The sequence below is a fragment of the Streptomyces sp. NEAU-W12 genome, assembly GCF_026242095.1.
GTDB lineage: Bacteria > Actinomycetota > Actinomycetes > Streptomycetales > Streptomycetaceae > Streptomyces.
On sequence record NZ_JAPJDM010000015.1, the window covers coordinates 50,524 to 68,710 of the forward strand.

The 18,187-nt window shown below is 73.1% G+C and carries 15 protein-coding genes and 3 pseudogenes; 9 read left to right on the top strand and 9 right to left on the bottom strand.

The genetic code is table 11. The features are described 5' to 3' along the window. Positions 1-196 precede the first annotated feature (196 nt). A pseudogene (locus ORI94_RS20020) lies at positions 197-340 on the top strand (SAM-dependent methyltransferase); the annotation flags it as partial. 59 nt (positions 341-399) lie between these two features. Here ORI94_RS20020 and ORI94_RS20025 read toward each other — a convergent pair. Beyond that, entirely contained in the window at positions 400-900 is a 501-nt protein-coding gene (locus tag ORI94_RS20025; protein ID WP_266077482.1) for a DUF402 domain-containing protein, read from the bottom strand. 186 nt (positions 901-1,086) lie between these two features. Here ORI94_RS20025 and ORI94_RS20030 point away from each other — a divergent pair, with 186 nt between their 5' ends. Beyond that, the gene (locus tag ORI94_RS20030; RefSeq protein WP_266077484.1) at positions 1,087-1,455 is read left to right on the top strand and encodes a GntR family transcriptional regulator; all 369 of its coding nucleotides are present in this window, start codon (positions 1,087-1,089) and stop codon (positions 1,453-1,455) included. A gap of 223 nt (positions 1,456-1,678) precedes the next feature. Here ORI94_RS20030 and ORI94_RS20035 read toward each other — a convergent pair whose 3' ends face one another. The 4 genes from ORI94_RS20035 to ORI94_RS20050 form a co-directional block, all read right to left on the bottom strand. After that, the gene (locus tag ORI94_RS20035; protein WP_266077486.1) at positions 1,679-2,776 is read right to left on the bottom strand and encodes a DUF5925 domain-containing protein; all 1,098 of its coding nucleotides are present in this window, start codon (positions 2,774-2,776) and stop codon (positions 1,679-1,681) included. Positions 2,777-2,871: 95 nt separating this feature from the next. Beyond that, positions 2,872-3,672 carry a polysaccharide deacetylase family protein gene (locus tag ORI94_RS20040; protein WP_266077488.1) on the bottom strand — a complete coding sequence of 267 codons (801 nt, stop codon included), beginning with the start codon at positions 3,670-3,672 and terminating at the stop codon, positions 2,872-2,874. Then, entirely contained in the window at positions 3,665-4,750 is a 1,086-nt protein-coding gene (locus tag ORI94_RS20045) for a glycosyltransferase (RefSeq protein WP_266077490.1), read from the bottom strand. The genes ORI94_RS20040 and ORI94_RS20045 overlap by 8 nt, the downstream gene beginning before the upstream one ends. Further along, on the bottom strand, positions 4,747-5,568 hold the full coding sequence (locus ORI94_RS20050; RefSeq protein ID WP_266077492.1) for a glycosyltransferase family 2 protein: 822 nt from the start codon (positions 5,566-5,568) through the stop codon (positions 4,747-4,749). The genes ORI94_RS20045 and ORI94_RS20050 overlap by 4 nt, the downstream gene beginning before the upstream one ends. A 772-nt stretch (positions 5,569-6,340) precedes the next feature. Here ORI94_RS20050 and ORI94_RS20055 point away from each other — a divergent pair. Next, positions 6,341-7,147, top strand: coding sequence for an SGNH/GDSL hydrolase family protein (locus ORI94_RS20055; protein WP_266077494.1), 807 nt, complete (start codon positions 6,341-6,343; stop codon positions 7,145-7,147). A gap of 73 nt (positions 7,148-7,220) precedes the next feature. Here the strand turns inward: ORI94_RS20055 and ORI94_RS20060 are convergent, their stop codons facing one another. Next, positions 7,221-7,586, bottom strand: a complete 366-nt coding sequence (locus ORI94_RS20060) for a hypothetical protein (RefSeq protein WP_266077496.1) — start codon at positions 7,584-7,586, stop codon at positions 7,221-7,223. A 199-nt stretch (positions 7,587-7,785) separates the two neighbouring features. Between ORI94_RS20060 and ORI94_RS20070 the strand changes: the two are divergent. After that, positions 7,786-8,481 (top strand): annotated as a pseudogene (locus ORI94_RS20070) (anti-sigma factor); the annotation flags it as partial. Positions 8,482-8,608: 127 nt separating this feature from the next. After that, complete coding sequence (locus tag ORI94_RS20075; RefSeq protein WP_266077500.1) at positions 8,609-8,881, top strand: hypothetical protein; 273 nt, start codon at positions 8,609-8,611, stop codon at positions 8,879-8,881. Between the two features lie 305 nt (positions 8,882-9,186). Here the strand turns inward: ORI94_RS20075 and ORI94_RS20080 are convergent, their stop codons facing one another. From ORI94_RS20080 to hmgA, 3 genes are all read right to left on the bottom strand, one after another. Beyond that, positions 9,187-10,434: a type ISP restriction/modification enzyme gene (locus ORI94_RS20080; protein ID WP_266077502.1), complete on the bottom strand. Its 1,248-nt coding sequence runs from the start codon at positions 10,432-10,434 to the stop codon at positions 9,187-9,189. 25 nt (positions 10,435-10,459) lie between these two features. Further along, positions 10,460-11,209: a GntR family transcriptional regulator gene (locus tag ORI94_RS20085; RefSeq protein WP_266077504.1), complete on the bottom strand. Its 750-nt coding sequence runs from the start codon at positions 11,207-11,209 to the stop codon at positions 10,460-10,462. Between the two features lie 125 nt (positions 11,210-11,334). After that, the gene (gene hmgA / locus ORI94_RS20090) at positions 11,335-12,648 is read right to left on the bottom strand and encodes a homogentisate 1,2-dioxygenase (protein WP_266077506.1); all 1,314 of its coding nucleotides are present in this window, start codon (positions 12,646-12,648) and stop codon (positions 11,335-11,337) included. Positions 12,649-12,824: 176 nt separating this feature from the next. On the opposite strand from hmgA, the gene ORI94_RS20095 reads away from it, so the two are divergent. The 4 genes and pseudogenes from ORI94_RS20095 (at position 12,825) to ORI94_RS20110 (ending at position 18,169) form a co-directional block, all read left to right on the top strand. Further along, positions 12,825-13,427, top strand: coding sequence for a hypothetical protein (locus ORI94_RS20095; RefSeq protein ID WP_266077508.1), 603 nt, complete (start codon positions 12,825-12,827; stop codon positions 13,425-13,427). A 5-nt stretch (positions 13,428-13,432) separates the two neighbouring features. Next, positions 13,433-14,049, top strand: a pseudogene (locus ORI94_RS20100) (TetR family transcriptional regulator). A gap of 183 nt (positions 14,050-14,232) precedes the next feature. After that, positions 14,233-16,494, top strand: a complete 2,262-nt coding sequence (locus ORI94_RS20105) for a molybdopterin oxidoreductase family protein (RefSeq protein WP_266077510.1) — start codon at positions 14,233-14,235, stop codon at positions 16,492-16,494. Between the two features lie 184 nt (positions 16,495-16,678). Continuing rightward, positions 16,679-18,169: a CitMHS family transporter gene (locus tag ORI94_RS20110; protein WP_266077711.1), complete on the top strand. Its 1,491-nt coding sequence runs from the start codon at positions 16,679-16,681 to the stop codon at positions 18,167-18,169. The last annotated feature ends 18 nt before the right edge of the window (positions 18,170-18,187 follow it).

Below are 18,187 nucleotides of genomic sequence, written 5' to 3' on the forward strand. Positions count from 1 at the left end.
ACGGGCTTGGGGGGGTCCCGTGGGGGGTGGCTCAGAAACTAGCCCCAGGGATCCCGGAAATCGCCTGCCGAAGGCCGCTCGCGGTGATCCTTATGGCCCCGTTAAGGGAGTGCTCAGGCTGGGATCAGGTTGTCACCCCTGAGCGGCCCCGGCCGAGGAGTTGTGGGGGTGGGCGGCAGGGAAGCGCGGGAGGCGGGGGACGGTGAGCCCGGTCGGGACACCGGCGGACCGGCTCACCGCCCTCCTTGCCCCGCTCGGTGGGCGGGTGAGCGTGGAACGGCTGTCGGACGACGTGGCGCTGTGGGGCCGGGAGGTGGACGACGAGCGCTACGCGGTGGTCGTGGCGTGGCGTGGCGTGGCGTGGCGTGGCGACGGACGGCCGACCCGGACCCGTCCTCCTCACGCGAGCAGCGCGCCCAGTCCGCCCTCGTGGGCCAGGGCGTCCAGTTCGCCGAGGGCGGCCACCGCGGCGGCCGCGGCCCCGGGATCCGTCCGGGCGAGGCCGCTCGCCTCGAACTCGTCCTCGTCCAGCCGCCGTACGTCCGTGCCGTCCGCCGAGACCCACAGGTCCAGGTCGAGGTCCTCGACCACCAGCCGGTTGCCGGAGAGCTCGGCCGGGCGGGTGATGTCGCAGTAGTGGCCCTTGAGGGTGCCTGTGGCGGTGCGCACCTCCTTCACCGCGTACCACCGGTCGCGCCAGTAGTACTCGGTGAAGACGTCGCCGGGCTCGAAGCGGACGAAGCCGAAGTCCCGCACGCCGTCGCCCGCCCAGGGGGCGCGCGCGGTGACGCGGGTGCCGTCGTCGGCGAGCAGTTCGGCCGGGTAGCCGATCTTCGTGCGTCCCGCCTTGACGAGGACGACGTCCAGGAGGACCGGGCGGTCAGCCGAGTTCACGGACATACCGCACCTCCCTGCCGCAGACCTCGTAGTCGAACCACCTGTTGATCGCGATCATCGAGGTCGGCGCGGGCTTCGGGACGCAGATCGCGGACGGTCACAGTCATGGACGCGTACGTTACGGGCAGACGTGCCGGAGCCGCCTCCCATTTTCCGCTCGTTCCTCGCCGGGTGCGGGACAATCGGGCCGTGACCCTGAAGATCCATATCGACGACAGCGCGCCGCCGTACGAGCAGGTGCGGGTGCAGATCTCCGAGCAGGCCCGGTCGGGGGTGCTGCCGGTGGGCCACCGGCTGCCGACGGTACGGGGCCTGGCCCAGACCCTCGGCCTCGCCGCGAACACGGTGGCCAAGGCCTACCGTGCGCTGGAGGCGGACGGCGTGATCGAGACCCGCGGCCGCAACGGCACGTTCGTCGCCGCCGCGGGCTCGGCCGCGGAGCGTGAGGTCGCGGCGGCGGCCCGGGCGTACGCGGAGCGGGCGCGACGGCTCGGGCTGGACGAGGACGCGGCCCTGGCCGCCGCACGGGACGCGCTGCGGGCGGCGTACGAGGCGTAGGGCCTTGTGACGGAAGGGACGTCTGCCGCACGATGCCCGGCGCGTGCTCCCCCAGGCTCTCGGCTTCGCTCGAGCAGGGGACCCCCAGGACGCCGCGCGGCCGCCCTCCGGGCGACGACGCCTCTTCCGCCACAGGCCCCGGCCGCGGGCCGTCGGGCGGGAGGGGAGCAGGGCGCGGAGCAGGCCGGCCCGGTTCCGGAGCACCGGCCCCGTGCCCTCGTGCCTACAAGTACAGCCCCGCCTCCGCGTCCCCCCGTGGTGGGGGCAGTGCCGTCGGGGAGGTGCCCCTGCGCAGGGCGTACAGCTCGGCCAGGGTGGCGCCCTCGCGGCCGACGCCGTCCTCGCGGCCCAGCCAGTCCACCGCCTCGGCCCGGGTCAGCGGCCCCACCTCGATCCGGGCGAGACAGCGGCCGGGGCGGACCACGGCCGGGTGGAGGCGCTCCAGGTCCTCGTTGGTGGTGACGCCCACCAGTACGTTGCGGCCCTGGCCGAGCAGGCCGTCGGTGAGGTTCAGCAGCCGGGACAGGGCCTGCCCCGCGGTGTGCTTGGCCTCGCCGCGGATCAGCTCGTCGCAGTCCTCCAGCAACAGCAGCCGCCAGCGCCCCTTGCCCGTCGTCGCGTCCTCCTCGCCGATCGCGATGTCCATCAGATAGCCGACGTCGGAGAAGAGCCGCTCCGGGTCCAGGACGCAGTCCACCCGGCACCAGTCCTGCCAGGAGCGGGCCAGCGTGCGCAGCGCGGACGTCTTCCCGGTGCCCGGCGGGCCGTGCAGCAGGAGCAGCCGGCCCGCGATGTCCTCGGGCCTGGTCTTCATCAGGCCGTCCATGGCGTCCGCCACCGGCGCGGTGTAGTTGGGCCGGATCTCGTCCCAGGTGCCCGCGGAGATCTGCCGGGTGGTGCGGTGCGGGCCGCGACGAGGGGACACGTACCAGAAGCCCATGGTGACGTTCTCCGGCTGCGGTTCCGGTTCGTCCGCAGCGCCGTCCGTGGCCTCGTCGAGGATCTTCGCCGCGAGTTCGGCGGTGGTCGCGGTGACGGTGACGTCGGCGCCCCGGTTCCAGCGGGAGACCAGCAGCGTCCAGCCGTCGCCCTGGGCCAGGGTGGCGCTGCGGTCGTCGTCCCGGGCGGTCCGCAGCACCTCGGCGCCCTTCGGCAGCAGGGTCGCGCCGGAGCGCACGCGGTCGATGTTCGCCGCGTGCGAGAACGGCTGCTCGCCCGTCGCGAAGCGGCCGAGGAACAGCGCGTCGACGACGTCGGACGGGGAGTCGCTGTCGTCGACGTTGAGCCGGATCGGCAGTGCGTCGTGCGGGTTCGCTGGCATACCGCCATGATCGGGCACGCGGACGCCCCCGCGCACCCGGTTTCCCCGAGGCACGCGGGACGCGCGCCGTACGTGAAGCGCGCCGTGTGCCCGGGTCACCGCCGGACGCGCGCCGCCGCCCGCCGCGCGTGCCGCGCCCGCCGGAGCACCGCGTACCCCTTGGTCAGGGCCCGGTCCCGGGCGAAGAGGCGCGTGAGGCCGCGGCCGTCCACCAGCCGCTCGAACTCGGCGGCGTCCGTCGACCGGCGCACGGTCACGCGCCGCAACGCGTACGGTCCCTGCGCGCGGCGGGCGAGCCCGTTGCCGACGGCGAGTGCCTGCGCGTACCCCGTCTCCCGCACCGCCTCCCGCACCCGGCGGCTGGAGTAGCCGTAGGGATAGGCGAACGACGTGGGAGCGCGGCCCAGCTGGTCCGAGACGATCTCCTTGCACAGGATCAGCTCGGAGCGCAGCCGCCGGTCGTCGAGCTGGTCGAGCTGCGGGTGGCTGTGGCTGTGGCCGCCGATCTCCACGCCCGCGGCGGCCAGTTCGCGCACCTGCTCCCAGTCGAGCATGGTGTCCAGGCCGCCGCCGGTGTCGTGGGGCCCCCGGAGCCATCCCGTGGAGACGAACAGCGTGGCGGAAAAGCCGTGTTCGGCGAGGGCCGGCAGGGCGTGCCGGTGCACGCCCTCGTAGCCGTCGTCGAACGTGATGAGGACCGGCCGCGCGGGCAGCGGCCGCCCGGTGCGCCAGCGGGCCGCCAGTTCGGCCGTGCCGACGGGGGTGAGGCCCCGCGCGGCGACCACCGCCATCTGTTCGGCGAACGCCCGCGGGGACACGGACAGCGCACGGGTGGCCTCGCTGGGGGCGTCGGCCACCGAGTGGTACATGAGGATCGGCACCCGTTCGTCAGCCACGGACACCCCCTGACCCTCCGTCCGGCCGGTCTTCCCCGCAGTGCGCCCCGCCTTCCGGGTCCGACACGTCGACCACGGAGAACGTGACCCCGCCCCGCCGCGCCCGCACACTCCCCACCGCGTATCCGCCCGCCGCCGTGAGCACCCCGGCGACGATCGCGCCCGCGCGCCCCGCCCCGCCCGGCCGGGCCAGCAGGGCGTCCCGCAGCCCCCGCACCACACCGGCGGGCAGCACCCGTGCGGTGTACCGGCGTTCCGACTCCAGCCCCTTCCCGGCACCCACGCTGCGCGCCACCAGCGCCTTGGACAGGCCCTCGGCGTAGGTGCGGGTGCGGAAGTAGCGGAAGTGCTCGCGGGTCTCGGGCACCCGGTGGTGGATCACCGCGCGGTCGTCGATCAGCAGGACCGCGTCGGGCCGGGCGCGGCTGAGGCGGATGCACAGTTCCGTCTCCTCCCCGCCCAGCGGGCGCTTGTTCCCGTCCCGCCCGATCCCGGTGGCGAAGCCGCCCGCCGCGTCGAAGGCGGTGCGCCGGAAGGAGGCGTTGCCGCCGAGGACGTTGCGCACCCGCACGCGTCCGGGCGGCAGTCCCCGGTAGCTGCAGCCCACCACCCAGTCGAACTCCTCGGGGAACCAGCCGGGGCGCCGCCCCGACGCCCAGAGGGGCTCGGTGCGCCCGCCGACCGCCATCACGCGCGGATCGGCGTACGCCTCGGCGAAGTGCCCGAGCCAGTCGCGTTCGGCCACGGCGTCGTCGTCGAGGAACGCGACGATCCCGCCGCGCGAGGCGGCGATGCCGGTGTTGCGTCCCGCGGACAGGCCGCGGGGGCCCGCGTTGGCGAGCACCCGCACGTCCTCGGTCTCCCGGTACTCCTTGGCCAGCCGGTCCAGCAGAACCTGGTTGTGGTCCACGACCAGCAGGGTCTCCAGGGCCGGCCGGGACTGCGCCCGCACCGAGGCGACCGCCGCGAGGACGTCCTCCCAGCGGTCCTCGGTGTAGGCGCAGATCACGACCGAGATGCCGGGCGGGCCCGACGCGTCGGGCCCGCCCGGAGCACCCGTGAGGGTGGGCCCGCTCAAGACACCTTCCCCCGGACCGTGTCGAGCAGCGGGGAGCGGTGCGGGCGGCGGCGCAGCGCACGCCGGTTGGAGCGCTCCTGGAGGATCACCCCGAGGACGCGGAACCCGTCCCGCACGGCCCGCAGATTGCTCGCGCCGTGGATGCGCAGGTACTCGTGGCTGGGGATCTCCTGCACTCTCAGTCCGGCCTTGACGACCCGGATGTTCATCAGGGTCTCGACCTCGAAGCCGGTGCAGTCGAGGTCGATCTTGTTCAGGCAGTGCCGCCAGAACGCGTTGTAGCCGTAGCAGAGATCGGTGTAGCGGGCGCCGAACTTGCGGTTGACGACCCCGCACAGGACCCGGTTGCCGAGCTTGCGGATGAAGGTCATGTCGTCGGTGCCGCCGCCGTTGGCGAAGCGGGACCCCTTGGCGAAGTCCGCGCCCGATACGAGGGCGGAGACGTACGACACGATCTCGTTGCCGTCCGCCGAGCCGTCCGCGTCGACCATCACGATGATGTCGCCGGTGCAGGCCTGGAACCCGGTGTTCAGGGCGTCCCCCTTGCCCTTGCCGCGCTGTTCGACGACCTTGACGTCCGGCCACAGCTCGCGGGCCACTTCGACGGTGTTGTCGGTGGAGTTGCCGTCGACCAGGACGACTTCGTGGATCCAGTCGGGAAGCGTCTTGAAGACGTACGGCAGGTTCTCGGCCTCGTTCATGGCGGGTATCACCACGCTCACCGGTGGTGCGATGGCCAGGTGCGAGGAGACGGGCCGGTACTTTCCGGTGGCCGGCGGGTTCTGGTCCTCGGTCGCCGGCTGCAGAACGGAACTCATGAGTCTGATCCCTCTCGTCCGGTGGGCCGCCCGCCCCTGGGCGGCCCGGCTGTTCGTCCGGTTCGAAAGGGGGGTTCTCACCCGCGCACGACGCGACAAGAGCTCCGTGCACGCCGGGTGAGCTGGCAGAACTGGCCGACCGCGGCACACGCCGGCCGACCGCGCGGCCCGGCCCGGTCCCCGTTGCGGTCACCGAGCACGGCACCCCCCTACCGCGCCCCGCGCCGGTGCGTCGCGGCCCTGAGCCCTCCCCTGGAGCCGCTTGCTGACGGACCGACGCGGGTGAGATGTATTGCGATGTATGACGGTATTGACGATTGAGCCCGGATGGCAAGGCCGCAAGCCGGACCTCACGTTTTTGTCGGTTTGAGTGTCACGTGTGGTTCCGGCCGGGGCGGCTCGCGCGAAGCGGCGTGCCGGTGCGGACGGTCTGCATGGCCGACTTTGCCCCCTGAAGCGCCGGATGCCGGGCTTCAATCTGACGCAGCCCGTTGTGGGCGTCAAGGGTGGAACGGCCCCAAGGTGTGAATTCGTCCGGGATTGAACAGATGTTCCGGTGGCCGGTGGTGGCGGTCCTGCGCCGCTCCCGTGGCGTTTCGTCAATGAGCCCGTGAGAGGCGGACGGTGACCCCGTGGTGGTCGCGCGGTGGTTATCCGGTGGACGAATTGCGGGGTTCCTGGGGAGGGGGCGACATTTTTGGCATGGACACTTCCAGTCAACGCGCGTAGTCGCTATGAAGGTTGCGGCAGAGATCCTGCTAAAGGAGGTTCCATGAGACGTTCCCGGCTTTCCGTCCTTCTCGGTTCCATCCTCCTCGCCGTCGTTACCACCCTCACCGGGGCAGCCACGGCGCACGCGTCCCAACAGGCCGCCGCAGACGGCTATGTGGCGCTCGGCGACTCCTACTCCTCCGGTGTCGGCGCAGGCAGCTACATCGGCTCCAGCGGAGACTGCAAGCGCAGCACGAAGGCCTATCCGTACCTCTGGAACGCCGCCAACTCACCCTCGTCCTTCGACTTCACCGCCTGCTCGGGCGCCCGAACGGATGAAGTTCTGGCGTCGCAGCTCGGCCCGCTCGGTGCCGGCACCGGTCTCGTCTCGATCAGCGTCGGCGGCAACGACGCGGGCTTCGCCGACGTCATGACGACCTGTGTGCTCCAGTCGGAGAGCGCCTGCCTCTCCCGGATCAACACCGCCCGCTCGTACGCCACCTCGACGCTCCCCGGCAAGCTCGACAACGTCTACTCGGCCATCCGCACCCGGGCCCAGAACGCCGAGGTCGTCGTCCTCGGCTACCCCCGCTTCTACCGGCTCGGCACCACCTGCATCGGCCTCTCCGAAGCCAAGCGGGCGGCCGTCAATGACGCGGCCGACCTCCTCAACAGCGTCACCGCCCAGCGCGCCAACGCCCACGGCTTCACCTTCGCCGACGTGCGCGCCCCCTTCACCGGCCACGAGATCTGCTCCGGCAACTCCTGGCTGCACAGTGTGAACTGGGCCAACATCGGCGAGTCCTACCACCCGAAGGCGGCCGGCCAGTCCGGCGGTTACCTCCCGGCCTTCGACAGCGCGGCCTGATCCCCGGGGAGCCGCCCTCACCGGGGGCCGCCGCCCCAGGTCCACGTCACCCCACGGCCGCGCACCTCGTCCCTCAGGGAGCGGCCGCCGAACCGACAGGAGAGGGGCAGGCCCCGTCCGGCGGGGCCTGCCCCTCACACGTCACCGAGAACGGCACCGAGCCCGACGCCGTGTGCACGGGCTCCCGCACCTCCACCCCGATGCTGTTCCCGAACGTCCCGGACTCCAGGTACGTCGTCACGGTCACCGTGTCCTGCTTCGTGCGCCCGCCGCCCTCCGGGAACGACAGTGTCCGCCACCCCGGGTCGGCCACCGACTCGTCCTCGCCCACCCAGCGGTGGGCCACCTCCGCGGGCAGCCGCCCCACGGTGGACGTCGCCGTGAAGGAGGGCGCCCCCTCCCGCGGCGGGGGACAGGCGCCCGAGTACTCCGTGTGCACGCCCTCCACGGTCACCCGCACCGACTGCTGCGGTGGCGGACTCTCCTCTCTCCCTCGCCGTCCTCGCCGTCCCCCTCGCCGTCGTACTCGGGGGTGGCCGGGGCGGATCCGCCGGTCTGCCCGGTCCCGTCGTCGCTCCCGGACCCACCGCCGCCGGTCCGCGCGGACGAACCCGCCCCGCCCGTAAGGCCGTCCGCGCCCTCCGAGCCGTCCCCGCGGTTCAGCGGCACGTACGTCAGACCGGTCAGCGCCAGGGCCAGTACGGCCACGCCCGCGACCAGGACGGCGGCGGCCCGGCGACCGCGCCCGGGGCGGGCGACCGCGGTGCTCCCGGCGGACGGGGGCGGGGGCGGGGCCGCCGCGGCAGGCCGGGACGCGGGGGCCCCGGACGGGTGCGCGCGGACCGTCACGGTGGGGGCGTACGGGGCAGGTGTTCGTGCCCTTCGCGACGGCCGCCGCCGCTGCCCTCGTCGTCGCCGCGCTGTTCGCCGTCCAGGCGGACCGGACCCAGGACCAGCTGACCGCCGAACGGGACCGGGCACGTGAGATCGCCCACGTTCTCGCCGCTCCCGACGCCCTTGCGGACAGCGGCCGCGACGCACGGGGCGGCACGATCGGAGTGATCGCTTCCGCATCGGAGCGGAGCGCCGTCGTCACCCTCGGCGGATACGGCAACCCGCCGAACGGACGTGTGCGTCAGCTCTGGCTCATGCGCTCCGGCGCGCAACCGCGCTCCCTCGGGCTCTTCGAGAGCAGTGTCCCCCTCGTCGCCCCCGGTCTCGACGCCTCCGCGACGTCACTGGCCGTAACCGTCGAGCCGGACGGAGGATCGCCGCAGCCCACCACGCAGCCGGTTGTTCAACTCACCCTGAAAACGGTTGGATTCGGAGAGTAACCATCGTGTGTTCGTCAACCCCCTTACGGGGAAGGTGAATCCTGTGGCCGGGATACGCGAGTGCCCGGACGGGACGATAGGGTTACTCTGCCCGGGGCCGGGCGGACTCGTACGGGTGGGGAGTGACATGGATCAGATAACGGTGCGCGGCAGGGCCAGGGTCCCCGCGGTCACCTGCGGGAGCAACGCGACCAGTACGCGACTGGACCGCCACCTCTCGGTGCTGGCGGGCCCCGCCGTCCCGCAGCGGGAGGCGGCCGAGGCGACGTCACTGATGCGCGAACTGACCGCGCGCGACCGGCACGACCGCGGAGCCAAGGGTGCACGGGCGCGGACGAGCCGCGTCTCGCTCTTCGCCCCACTGCGCCGGCTGCGCCGCTCCCTCCTCGGCAGCCGCTAGTCCCGCGCCCGCGTCCGGACGGGCCCACCGTCCCGGCGTGGCACACCGTGCGCGCCGCCGTCACCCCACGGCGCGCGGCGCCGCCCACCGGTGCGCCGTCCTCCCCGGCTCCCCTTCCGGTACCTCTCGGTACCCCTTTCAGGCCCCGTTCCTCCCTCGGCTCGGCGCTCCCGACCCACCCGGCCGTGATCCGGGGGCGCGAGCGATCCGGGGGCGTGCGGACTCCTGCTGTTCCCGGCCCGCACCCTGTCCCTGTCCCTGCCCGTGAGCGTTGCCGATGCGGCCCGGTCGGGTGCCGCGTGGTGTCAGATCAGCGCGAGCTGGCCCTCCGGCCCCTCCGCGTGTGCGTCCAGGACCGAGGCGGGCCCGCGCGCCGACCGCGGTACGGGGAGCACGCCCGCCCGGCGCAGCTCCGCCGGGGTGACCGGATCGGCTGCCGTACCGTCCGTCAACGCAACCTGCCGCGGGCGCAGTTCGGCGAGCAGGGCGAGGACCGTGATCAGCTCCAGGAGTTCCGACGTCCAGGTCTGCGACCAGCCGGCCGGACGGATCGCCTCCAGTGTCCCCGGCCCGGCCACCTCCGTGCGGGCCGCACACCACCGCTCCAGCACCCGCACCCCGGCCACCTCGAAGTCCCAGGCCGCCGGCGGCACCGGCGAGATACGGCCCTCGTCGAAGCACAGGGCCTCCTCGTCACGGTCGTACCGGACGGACGGCGGGCGGGACGGGAGCGGGGCGCGGACGTAGGGGCGGCGTCCGCCCGGGAGCCGGGGGCGTTCCCCGTCGCGCCGCATCAGCCACAGCATCCGGCGCCCCACCTCCACACCCGCGTCCCAGACGCCGGCGTCCCCGGTGAGCGGCACCGTGAGCCCTCCGGGGCCGGGCCGCACCATGGCCACCGCCCAGGCGAGCACGTCGACGGCCGCTGCCTTTCGGCCGAGGCGCGCCGTGAGGTGCTCGGACAGGCCCGGGGTCAGATTCGGCTCCGCGCCCCCGGGGCGGCGGTACAGCGGGCGGACCCGGCCGGGACGGAACACCGGCAGCAGGGACGTGGCGAGCAGCGGCGGACCGGGGGTGCCACCGGCGTCCCCGGTGCCGACGCCGCCCCGCGCACGTTCGCCCCGGGTGCGGCCCCCGCGCCCTGGGGCGGGTCCGGTTTCGACGACGAAGACCTGCCGCTCGTCCGCCACCCGCCACAACTCGGGGCGCGCCGCGTCGATCAGCCGCTGGTCGGGAATCAGCCACTGCTCGTCGAAGGGGGCGCGCAGCACGCGGACCGGATCCGGGCACGGGCCCGAGGCGCGCTCCAGCCGCTCCGTCCCGCCCGTTCCTCCCGGGAGCCGGCCGACCGCCGTACGGCCCGTCCGTGAGCGGGTCGGCTGGAACAGGGCCTCCCTGTCCGGTCCCGACGCTTTCACCAGGGCGTCCCAGCGGGCTTTCAGGGCCGCCGGATCGGGTGCCGCCGGCCACCCCCGGCCGAGCCGCGGCGGTGCGACGGACCACGGCATGAGGTCCGCCAGCAGCGGAGCGTCGTCGTGCGTCACGCTGGGCATCGTACGACCTGACGGGCGGGCGGGATCAGGTGGCTTCCAGCGTCACGGTGAAGGAGAAGCGGTCACCCCGGTAGTTGATCACGGCCACGTCCAGCGGGCTGCCCTCGGCGTCGTAGGTGATGCCGGTGTAGTGCAGGATCGGGCTGAGCAGCGGCACCCGGAGGAGCCGGGCGGTCTCCGGATCCGCGAGCCGCGCCTGAACGGTGTCCGTGATGCGGCTGATGTCCACCCCGACGACGTCCCGCAGCACCTTGGTCATCGGCCAGCGCCGCAGATCCTCCAGGTCGATCCGGGCGGCGAGTTCCGGACGGACGTAGTTGCGGGCGTGATTGGTCGGCTCGCCGGTCCTCTCGTCGCTGCGCAGCCGGTGGTAGGCCGCCGCCTCCGTCAGGCCGGGGAAGTACTCGGCGAGTTCGGCCGGCACCGGCGCGGTGCCGTGCTCCAGCAGCTCGGTCGTCATGCCGGACTGCTGGGCCACGATCGCGTCCACCGAGCCCAGCAGCCGCACCGGGGCGCCCCTGAGGGCATCGGGCTCGATGAACGTGCCGCGCCGGCGGTGACGGGTGATCAGCCCTTCGTCCTCCAGCTCCTTCAGCGCCTGCCGCATGGTCAGCACGCTCACCCCGTAGTGCACCGCCAGCTGTTCCTCGGTGGGCAGGCGCAGCGGGTCCCGGGGCGAGCGGCCGAGGATCGAGGCGCGCAGCGACTGCGACACCTGGTACCAGAGCGGCAACTTGCGGTTCAGGACGATCGAATCCGGCGCGAAGGAGGTCACGGGCTATCCGTACCGGTCGGGAGCGTTCAGTGCAATGTGAGGCGCAGGGGTGTGCCGGCATCGCCTGTGACACCCCGGAGCCGAACCGGACCGCGGGGACCGCCCGGCTCCTTCGGACCACCCGGCTACAGCGTGCGGAAGTGGCGCTCGAGGCCCTGCCACACGTCGTCGTAGTGCTGCTGCAGGTGCTCCGCGCGTGCCGCCTGCGGCGTCAGGGACACCGGCCAGCGTGTCTCGAACATGAACGCGAGACCGTCGTCGATCTTCTGCGGGCGCAACTCGGCGGCGCTCGCCTTCTCGAACGTCTCCCGGTCCGGCCCGTGCGCCGACATCATGGTGTGCAGCGAGCCGCCGCCCGGCACGAACCCCTCCGCCTTCGCGTCGTAGGCACCCTCGATCAGGCCCATGTACTCGCTCATCACGTTCCGGTGGAAGTACGGCGGCCGGAAGGTGTCCTCGCCCACCAGCCAGCGCGGCGCGAACACCACGAAGTCCACCCCCGCCACCCCCGGCGTATCGCTCGGCGCCGTCAGCACCGTGAACACCGACGGGTCCGGATGGTCGTACGAGATGGTGCCCAGCACGTTGAAACGGCGCAGATCGTACGTGTACGGCACGTAGTTGCCGTGCCAGGCGACGACGTCCAGGGGAGAGTGGTCGTAGGTGGCCGACCAGAGGTTGCCGCAGAACTTGTTCACCACCTCCACCGGGCCCTCGACGTCCTCGTACGCGGCGACGGGCGCCCGGAAGTCCCGTGCGTTCGCCAGCCCGTTGGCGCCGATCGGGCCGAGCTCCGGGAGCCGGAAGGCGGCGCCGTAGTTCTCGCACACATAGCCGCGGGCCGCACCGTCCGGAAGCTCCACACGGAAGCGCACCCCACGGGGGATCAGCGCGATGTGTCCCGGCTCCGCGTGCAGCAGCCCGAACTCGGTCCGCAGCAGCAGTCCGCCCCGCTCCGGGACGATCAGCAGCTCGCCGTCGGCGTCGCTGAACACCCGGTCCATCGACGCGTTCGCGTGGTAGAGGTGCACCGCCATGCCGACGCGCTGGGTGACGTCGCCGTTGCCGCCCAGGGTCCACAGGCCGGCCAGGAAGTCCGTCCCCCCGTCCGGTGCGGGCAGCGGGTTCCAGCGCAGCCGGTTGGGGTCGGGCACGGTCTGGTTGAAGGGTGCGCTGCGGATCGCCCCGTTGCCCGTGCGGGTGAACGCCGGGTGCGCGGCCGACGGGCGGATCCGGTACAGCCACGAGCGGCGGTTGTGGGCCCGCGGCTCGGTGAACGCCGTACCGCTCAGCTGTTCCGCGTACAGCCCGAGCGGCGCGCGCTGCGGCGAGTTGCGCCCCTCGGGCAGGGCGCCCGGGACCGCCTCGGAGCTGTGCTCGTTGCCGAAACCGGAGAGGTGGCCGAGTCCCTCGGCGGCCTTGCGCGCGTCTCCGCTCATTCTCACTGCTCCCTTGGGTGCGATTCCTATGCAACACCGTAGGATTGCGGTTTCTCCGGCGCAAGAGGACCGCGCCGCCTACTCCCTCAGGACCGCGTCCCTCATCTCGACGGAGGACACGGAACCCGACTCCAGGGGGATCCGTGCGACCGGACACCTGTTCTACGCTCCTCTGCATGGCGTGGACGGGGAGGCAGGTCACCGTGCTCGCGGTCTGTGGCGTCCTGATGGCCGGATCCGCGGGCTGCGGCTCGCGTGCCGTCCAGGAGCGGGAACGGGGCGCAGGGCCGCCGCCGCCGGCCGGCAGGCTCCTGGAGGAGCGGGACGACGAGGGCCGGCCCTACCGCGAGGTGGACGAGGAGGACGCCCCCGAGGTCGGCGTCGAGGTCACGCCCGACACCGACGGCGGCTGGGACGTACGGCTGCGTGTGCGCAACTTCCGCTTCTCGCCGGACGGCGCCGCCCGCCGCGCGGTGCCCGGCCGCGGCCTCGCACACCTCTACGTCGACGACCGCCTCGTCGCCCTGCTGCGCGCCCCCGGCCACCACCTCCCCCCGCACGCGGTCCGGCGGGGCACGCACCAGGTCACCGTCCGCCTCCACGCGGACGACGACTCGGTGTGGGCCGTGCGCGGAAAGCCGGTGGAGGGCACGGCCGACATCACGGTCTCGGAACCGGGCCCGGTCACGGACACGACCACGAGCCCCGCCGCGGACCCGGCCGCGACAGGGCGAGCCGGGGAGCGGGGTTCACCCGGCCGGGACCCGGGAGCACCGTGAAGTCCGTGCCCGTGCCACCCGCGACCTCGCTCCGCCGCGCGCCCGTGCAGCGTCGCAGCACCGAACGGCTGGCCAGGATCCTGGACGCCTGCGCCGCGCTTCTGGACGAGGCCGGCTACGAAGCCCTGAGCACCCGTGCCGCCGCGCGGCGCGCCGGTGTGCCCATCGGCTCCGTCCACCGCTTCTTCGGCACCAAGCGCGAGATGGCCGACGCGCTCGCCCGGCGTGAGCTGGAGCGCTTCACGCACCAGGCCGCCGAACGTCTGAGGGCCGCCACCGGCGCCCGGACTGGCGGCGGGCCATGGACGCCGTACTCGACGAGTACCTGGACGTGAAGCGCACCGCTCCCGGCTTCTCCCTGGTCGACTGCGGCAACCGGATCCCCGTCGGCACCCGCAGGACCGAACCCGACCACCGCGTCGCCGACCGCCTCGCCGACCTGCTGTCCGGCTACCTGGACCGCGAACCGGACGACGCCCTGCGCCGCCGCTTCCTCATCGCCGTCGAGACCGCCGACGCCCTCGTCCGCCTCGCCTTCAGGGTCGCCCCCGGGGGCGACGAGAAGATCATCGCCGAACCGCGGGAGATGCTGCGCGCCCATCCGGCACGCGTACTGGACTGATCGGGAGGGCTCCTGCGGGGGTGCCTGTAAACGGCACCGGCAAAGGGCTCCCCCGCATGCATACCGGTCGGTATGCTCGGGTCGTCCGTTCAGCCGTCTCCTGGCCTGTCCGCCTGTCCGAGGGCCCGGCTCTCTGCTCGCCTGCCTGTCCGTGTGTCACCGTCGTCGTACCCGGGAGGTTCCATGTCCCGCACCGCTCTTCGTATCTGCCCTTTGTGCGAGGCCACCTGTGGCCTGACCCTCACCGTCGACGAGGGCAGGGTCACCGGTGCCCGGGGCGACCGCGACGACGTCTTCAGCAAGGGGTTCATCTGCCCCAAGGGCGCCTCCTTCCCCGCTGTCGACGCCGACCCCGACCGACTGCGCGGCCCGCTCGTCCGGGTCGACGGCGTGTTGCGCGAGGCCGGCTGGGAGGAGGCGTTCGACGCCGTCGCCGCCGGCATCCGGCCCGTCGTGGAACGCCACGGCCCGGACGCCGTCGGGGTCGTCCTCGGCAACCCCAACGTGCACACCATGGCGGGCGCCCTCTACCCGCCCCTCCTGGTCGGTGGGCTCGGCACCCACAGCCTGTTCACCGCGTCCACCGTCGACCAGATGCCCAAGCACGTGTCCAGCGGACTCCTCTTCGGCGACGCCAACGCGATCCCCGTACCCGACCTGGACCACACCGACCACCTGCTGCTGATCGGCGCCAACCCCCTGGAATCCAACGGGAGCCTGTGCACCGCACCCGACTTCCCCGGCCGCCTCCGGGCGCTCAGGGCCCGCGGCGGCACCCTCACCGTCGTCGACCCGCGCCGTACCCGCACCGCCCGCCTCGCCGACCGGCACGTCGCCGTCCGGCCCGGCACCGACGCCCTGCTGCTCGCGGCGATGGCGTCCGTGCTCGTCGAGGAGGACCTCGTCGACCTGGGGGAGTGCGCTCCCCATGTGCAGGGCGTCGCCGAACTCGCCGACGCGGTGAAGGACTTCACCCCCGAGGCCGTCGCCCCGGCCTGTGACGTCGACGCGGGCACCATCCGCACCCTCGCCCGTGAGCTCGCAGCCGCCCCCACCGCCGCCGTCTACGGCCGCATCGGCAGCTGCACCGTCCCGCACGGCACCCTGGCGAGCTGGCTCGTCGACGTCCTCAACATCCTCACCGGCAACCTCGACCGGCCCGGCGGCGCCCTCTTCCCCCGTGCCGCCACCGACAAGACCCCACGCCCCGCCGGGCCCGGCCGCGGCTTCGCCCTCGGACGCTGGCACTCCCGGGTGAGCCGGCACCCCGAGGCCAAGGGCGAACTGCCGCTCTCCGCCCTCGCCGAGGAGATCGACACCCCCACCGACGCGGGCGAACCGCTGCGCGCCCTCATCGTCGTCGCCGCCAACCCGGTCCTGTCCGCGCCCGACGGCGACCGTCTCGACAAGGCGCTCGGCTCCCTCGACTTCATGGTGAGCGTCGACCCGTACCTCAACGAGACCTCGCGCCACGCCGACGTCGTCCTGCCCCCGCCCCCGCCCGCGCAGAGCCCGCACCACGACTTCGCCTTCAACACCCTCGCCGTGCGCAACCAGGTCCGCTACACCCGCCCCGCGCTCCCGCTGGAACCCGGCCGCATGGCGGAGACCGAGATCCTGGCCCGGCTCGTCCTCGCCGCCACCGGTGCTCACGGCGCCGCCCCGCAGGACGTCGACCGGCTGGTCGTCGACCAGACCCTCGGCAGGGCGGTGAAGGCCCCGCACTCCCCGGTGCACGGCCGCGACCCGAAGGAACTCGCCGGGCTGCTCACCGGCCGCGACGGCCCCGAGCGGCGGCTGGACATGATGCTCCGCCTGGGCCCCTACGGCGACGGCTTCGGTGCCGACCCGGACGGCCTCACCCTCGACCGGCTGCTCGCCCACCCGCACGGCATCGACCTCGGACCCCTGCGCCCCCGCCTGCCGCAGCCCCTGAGGACCCGCAGCGGCCGGGTGGAGCTGCTGCCGGAACCGATCGCCGCCGACCTTCCCCGGCTGCGCGCCGCCCTCGACGCACGCCCCGACGGCTTCGTCCTGGTCGGCCGTCGCCATCTGCGCTCCAACAACAGCTGGATGCACAACGTGCCCGCCCTCACCGGCGGCACCAACCGGTGCACCCTGCAGATCCACCCCGACGACGCCGAACGCCTCGGCATCCAGGACGGGCAGCCGGTACGTCTGCGGGGCGCCGGGGGAGAGGTGACCGCGCCCGCCGAGCTGACCGACGGGCTGCGCCGGGGCGTGGTGAGCCTGCCGCACGGCTGGGGCCACGACCGGCCCGGCACCCGGCTGCGGCACGCCGAGGCCGACCCCGGCGTCAACGTCAACCAGCTGCTCGACGGCAGCCTCCTCGACCCGCTCTCGGGCAACGCCGTGCTCAACGGGGTGCCCGTCGAGATCGCGCCCGGGGGCGGCCCCGGAGCCGTCCCCGGAACCGCTCCCTGACCGCCCCGCGACCGAAAAGTACACCGCGCTGCCACCGCGCTGACCTGAGCAAAGCTGTGACCTGGTGTTTTGCGCTTATTGCTCGCACGTCAACGTCTTGTTAACGCTGCCGAGCGGGACCTAACGTCGTCGCACCGCCGGCCCTGGTGGGATGTTCAAGGGCGAACGTTAGGTGACCCACTCCATGCTGACCCTCCTCGGCTTCGCCATGATCGCGACCTTCCTGGTCCTGATCATGCTGAAGAAGATGTCGCCGATCGCGGCGCTCGTACTGATCCCCGCACTGTTCTGCGTGTTCGTCGGCAAGGGCGCCCACCTCGGTGACTACGTCATCGACGGCGTGTCCACCCTCGCCCCGACCGCGGCGATGCTCATGTTCGCGATCGTCTACTTCGGTGTGATGATCGACGTCGGTCTCTTCGATCCGATCGTCCGGGGCATCCTCAGGTTCTGCAAGGCCGACCCGATGCGGGTCGTCGTCGGTACCGCGCTGCTCGCCGCGATCGTGTCGCTGGACGGCGACGGCTCGACCACCTTCATGATCACCGTCTCGGCGATGTACCCCCTGTACAAGCGCCTGAGGATGAGTCTCGTCGTCATGACCGGTGTCGCCGCGATGGCCAACGGCGTGATGAACACCGTCCCCTGGGGCGGCCCCACGGCCCGTGCCGCGACCGCGCTGAAGCTCGACGCCGGCGACCTCTTCGTACCGATGATCCCCGCGCTGCTGGTCGGACTGCTGGGCGTCTTCGTCCTCGCGTACGTGCTCGGCCTGCGCGAGCGCCGACGGCTGGGTGTGCTGACGCTGGACGAGGACCCGGTGACGGAGCCGGCCGACGCCGGCGCGGGGGCCGGGGCGGGCGCCGGCGCGCGGAAGCCCGAGACCGCACTGGTCGGTGCGGAGGCGGGTGAGGGCGCGGGTGCGGGCACCCGGTCCGGGCCGGGCTCGGGCGAAGGCCCTCCTTCCGCCGGCGGTCCGGGCGCCGGCACGGACGCCGACGGGCGCGACGACTCCGGCGACGACCTCGGCGACTTCCGCGGCCTGGACCCCGACCGCCCCACCCTGCGGCCCAGGCTGTACTGGTTCAACGCGCTGCTCACGGTGTGCCTGCTCACCGCCATGATCATGCAGTTGCTGCCGATCCCGGTGCTGTTCCTGCTCGCCGCCGCGCTCGCCCTCACCGTCAACTTCCCGCACCTCCCCGACCAGAAGGCCCGGATCGCGGCCCACGCCGACAACGTTCTGAACGTGTCGGGCATGGTCTTCGCCGCCGCCGTCTTCACCGGCGTCCTCCAGGGCACCGGCATGGTCGACAGCATGGCCACCTGGCTGGTCGACATCGTCCCCGGGGGCATGGGTCCGCACATGGCGCTCGTCACCGGACTGCTGAGCCTGCCCCTCACCTACTTCATGTCCAACGACGGCTTCTACTTCGGCGTCCTGCCGGTCCTCGCCGAGGCCGGCGCGGCCCACGGCGTCTCCCCGCTGGAGATGGCCCGCGCCTCCCTGGTCGGCCAGCCCCTGCACATGTCGAGCCCGCTCGTCCCCGCGGTCTACGTCCTGGTCGGCATGGCGAAGGTCGAGTTCGGCGACCACACGCGGTTCGTGGTGAAGTGGGCGGCCCTGATCTGCCTGCTGATCCTCGGCGCCGGAATCCTGTTCGGCATCATCTGAGACACAGGACCGGCCGGA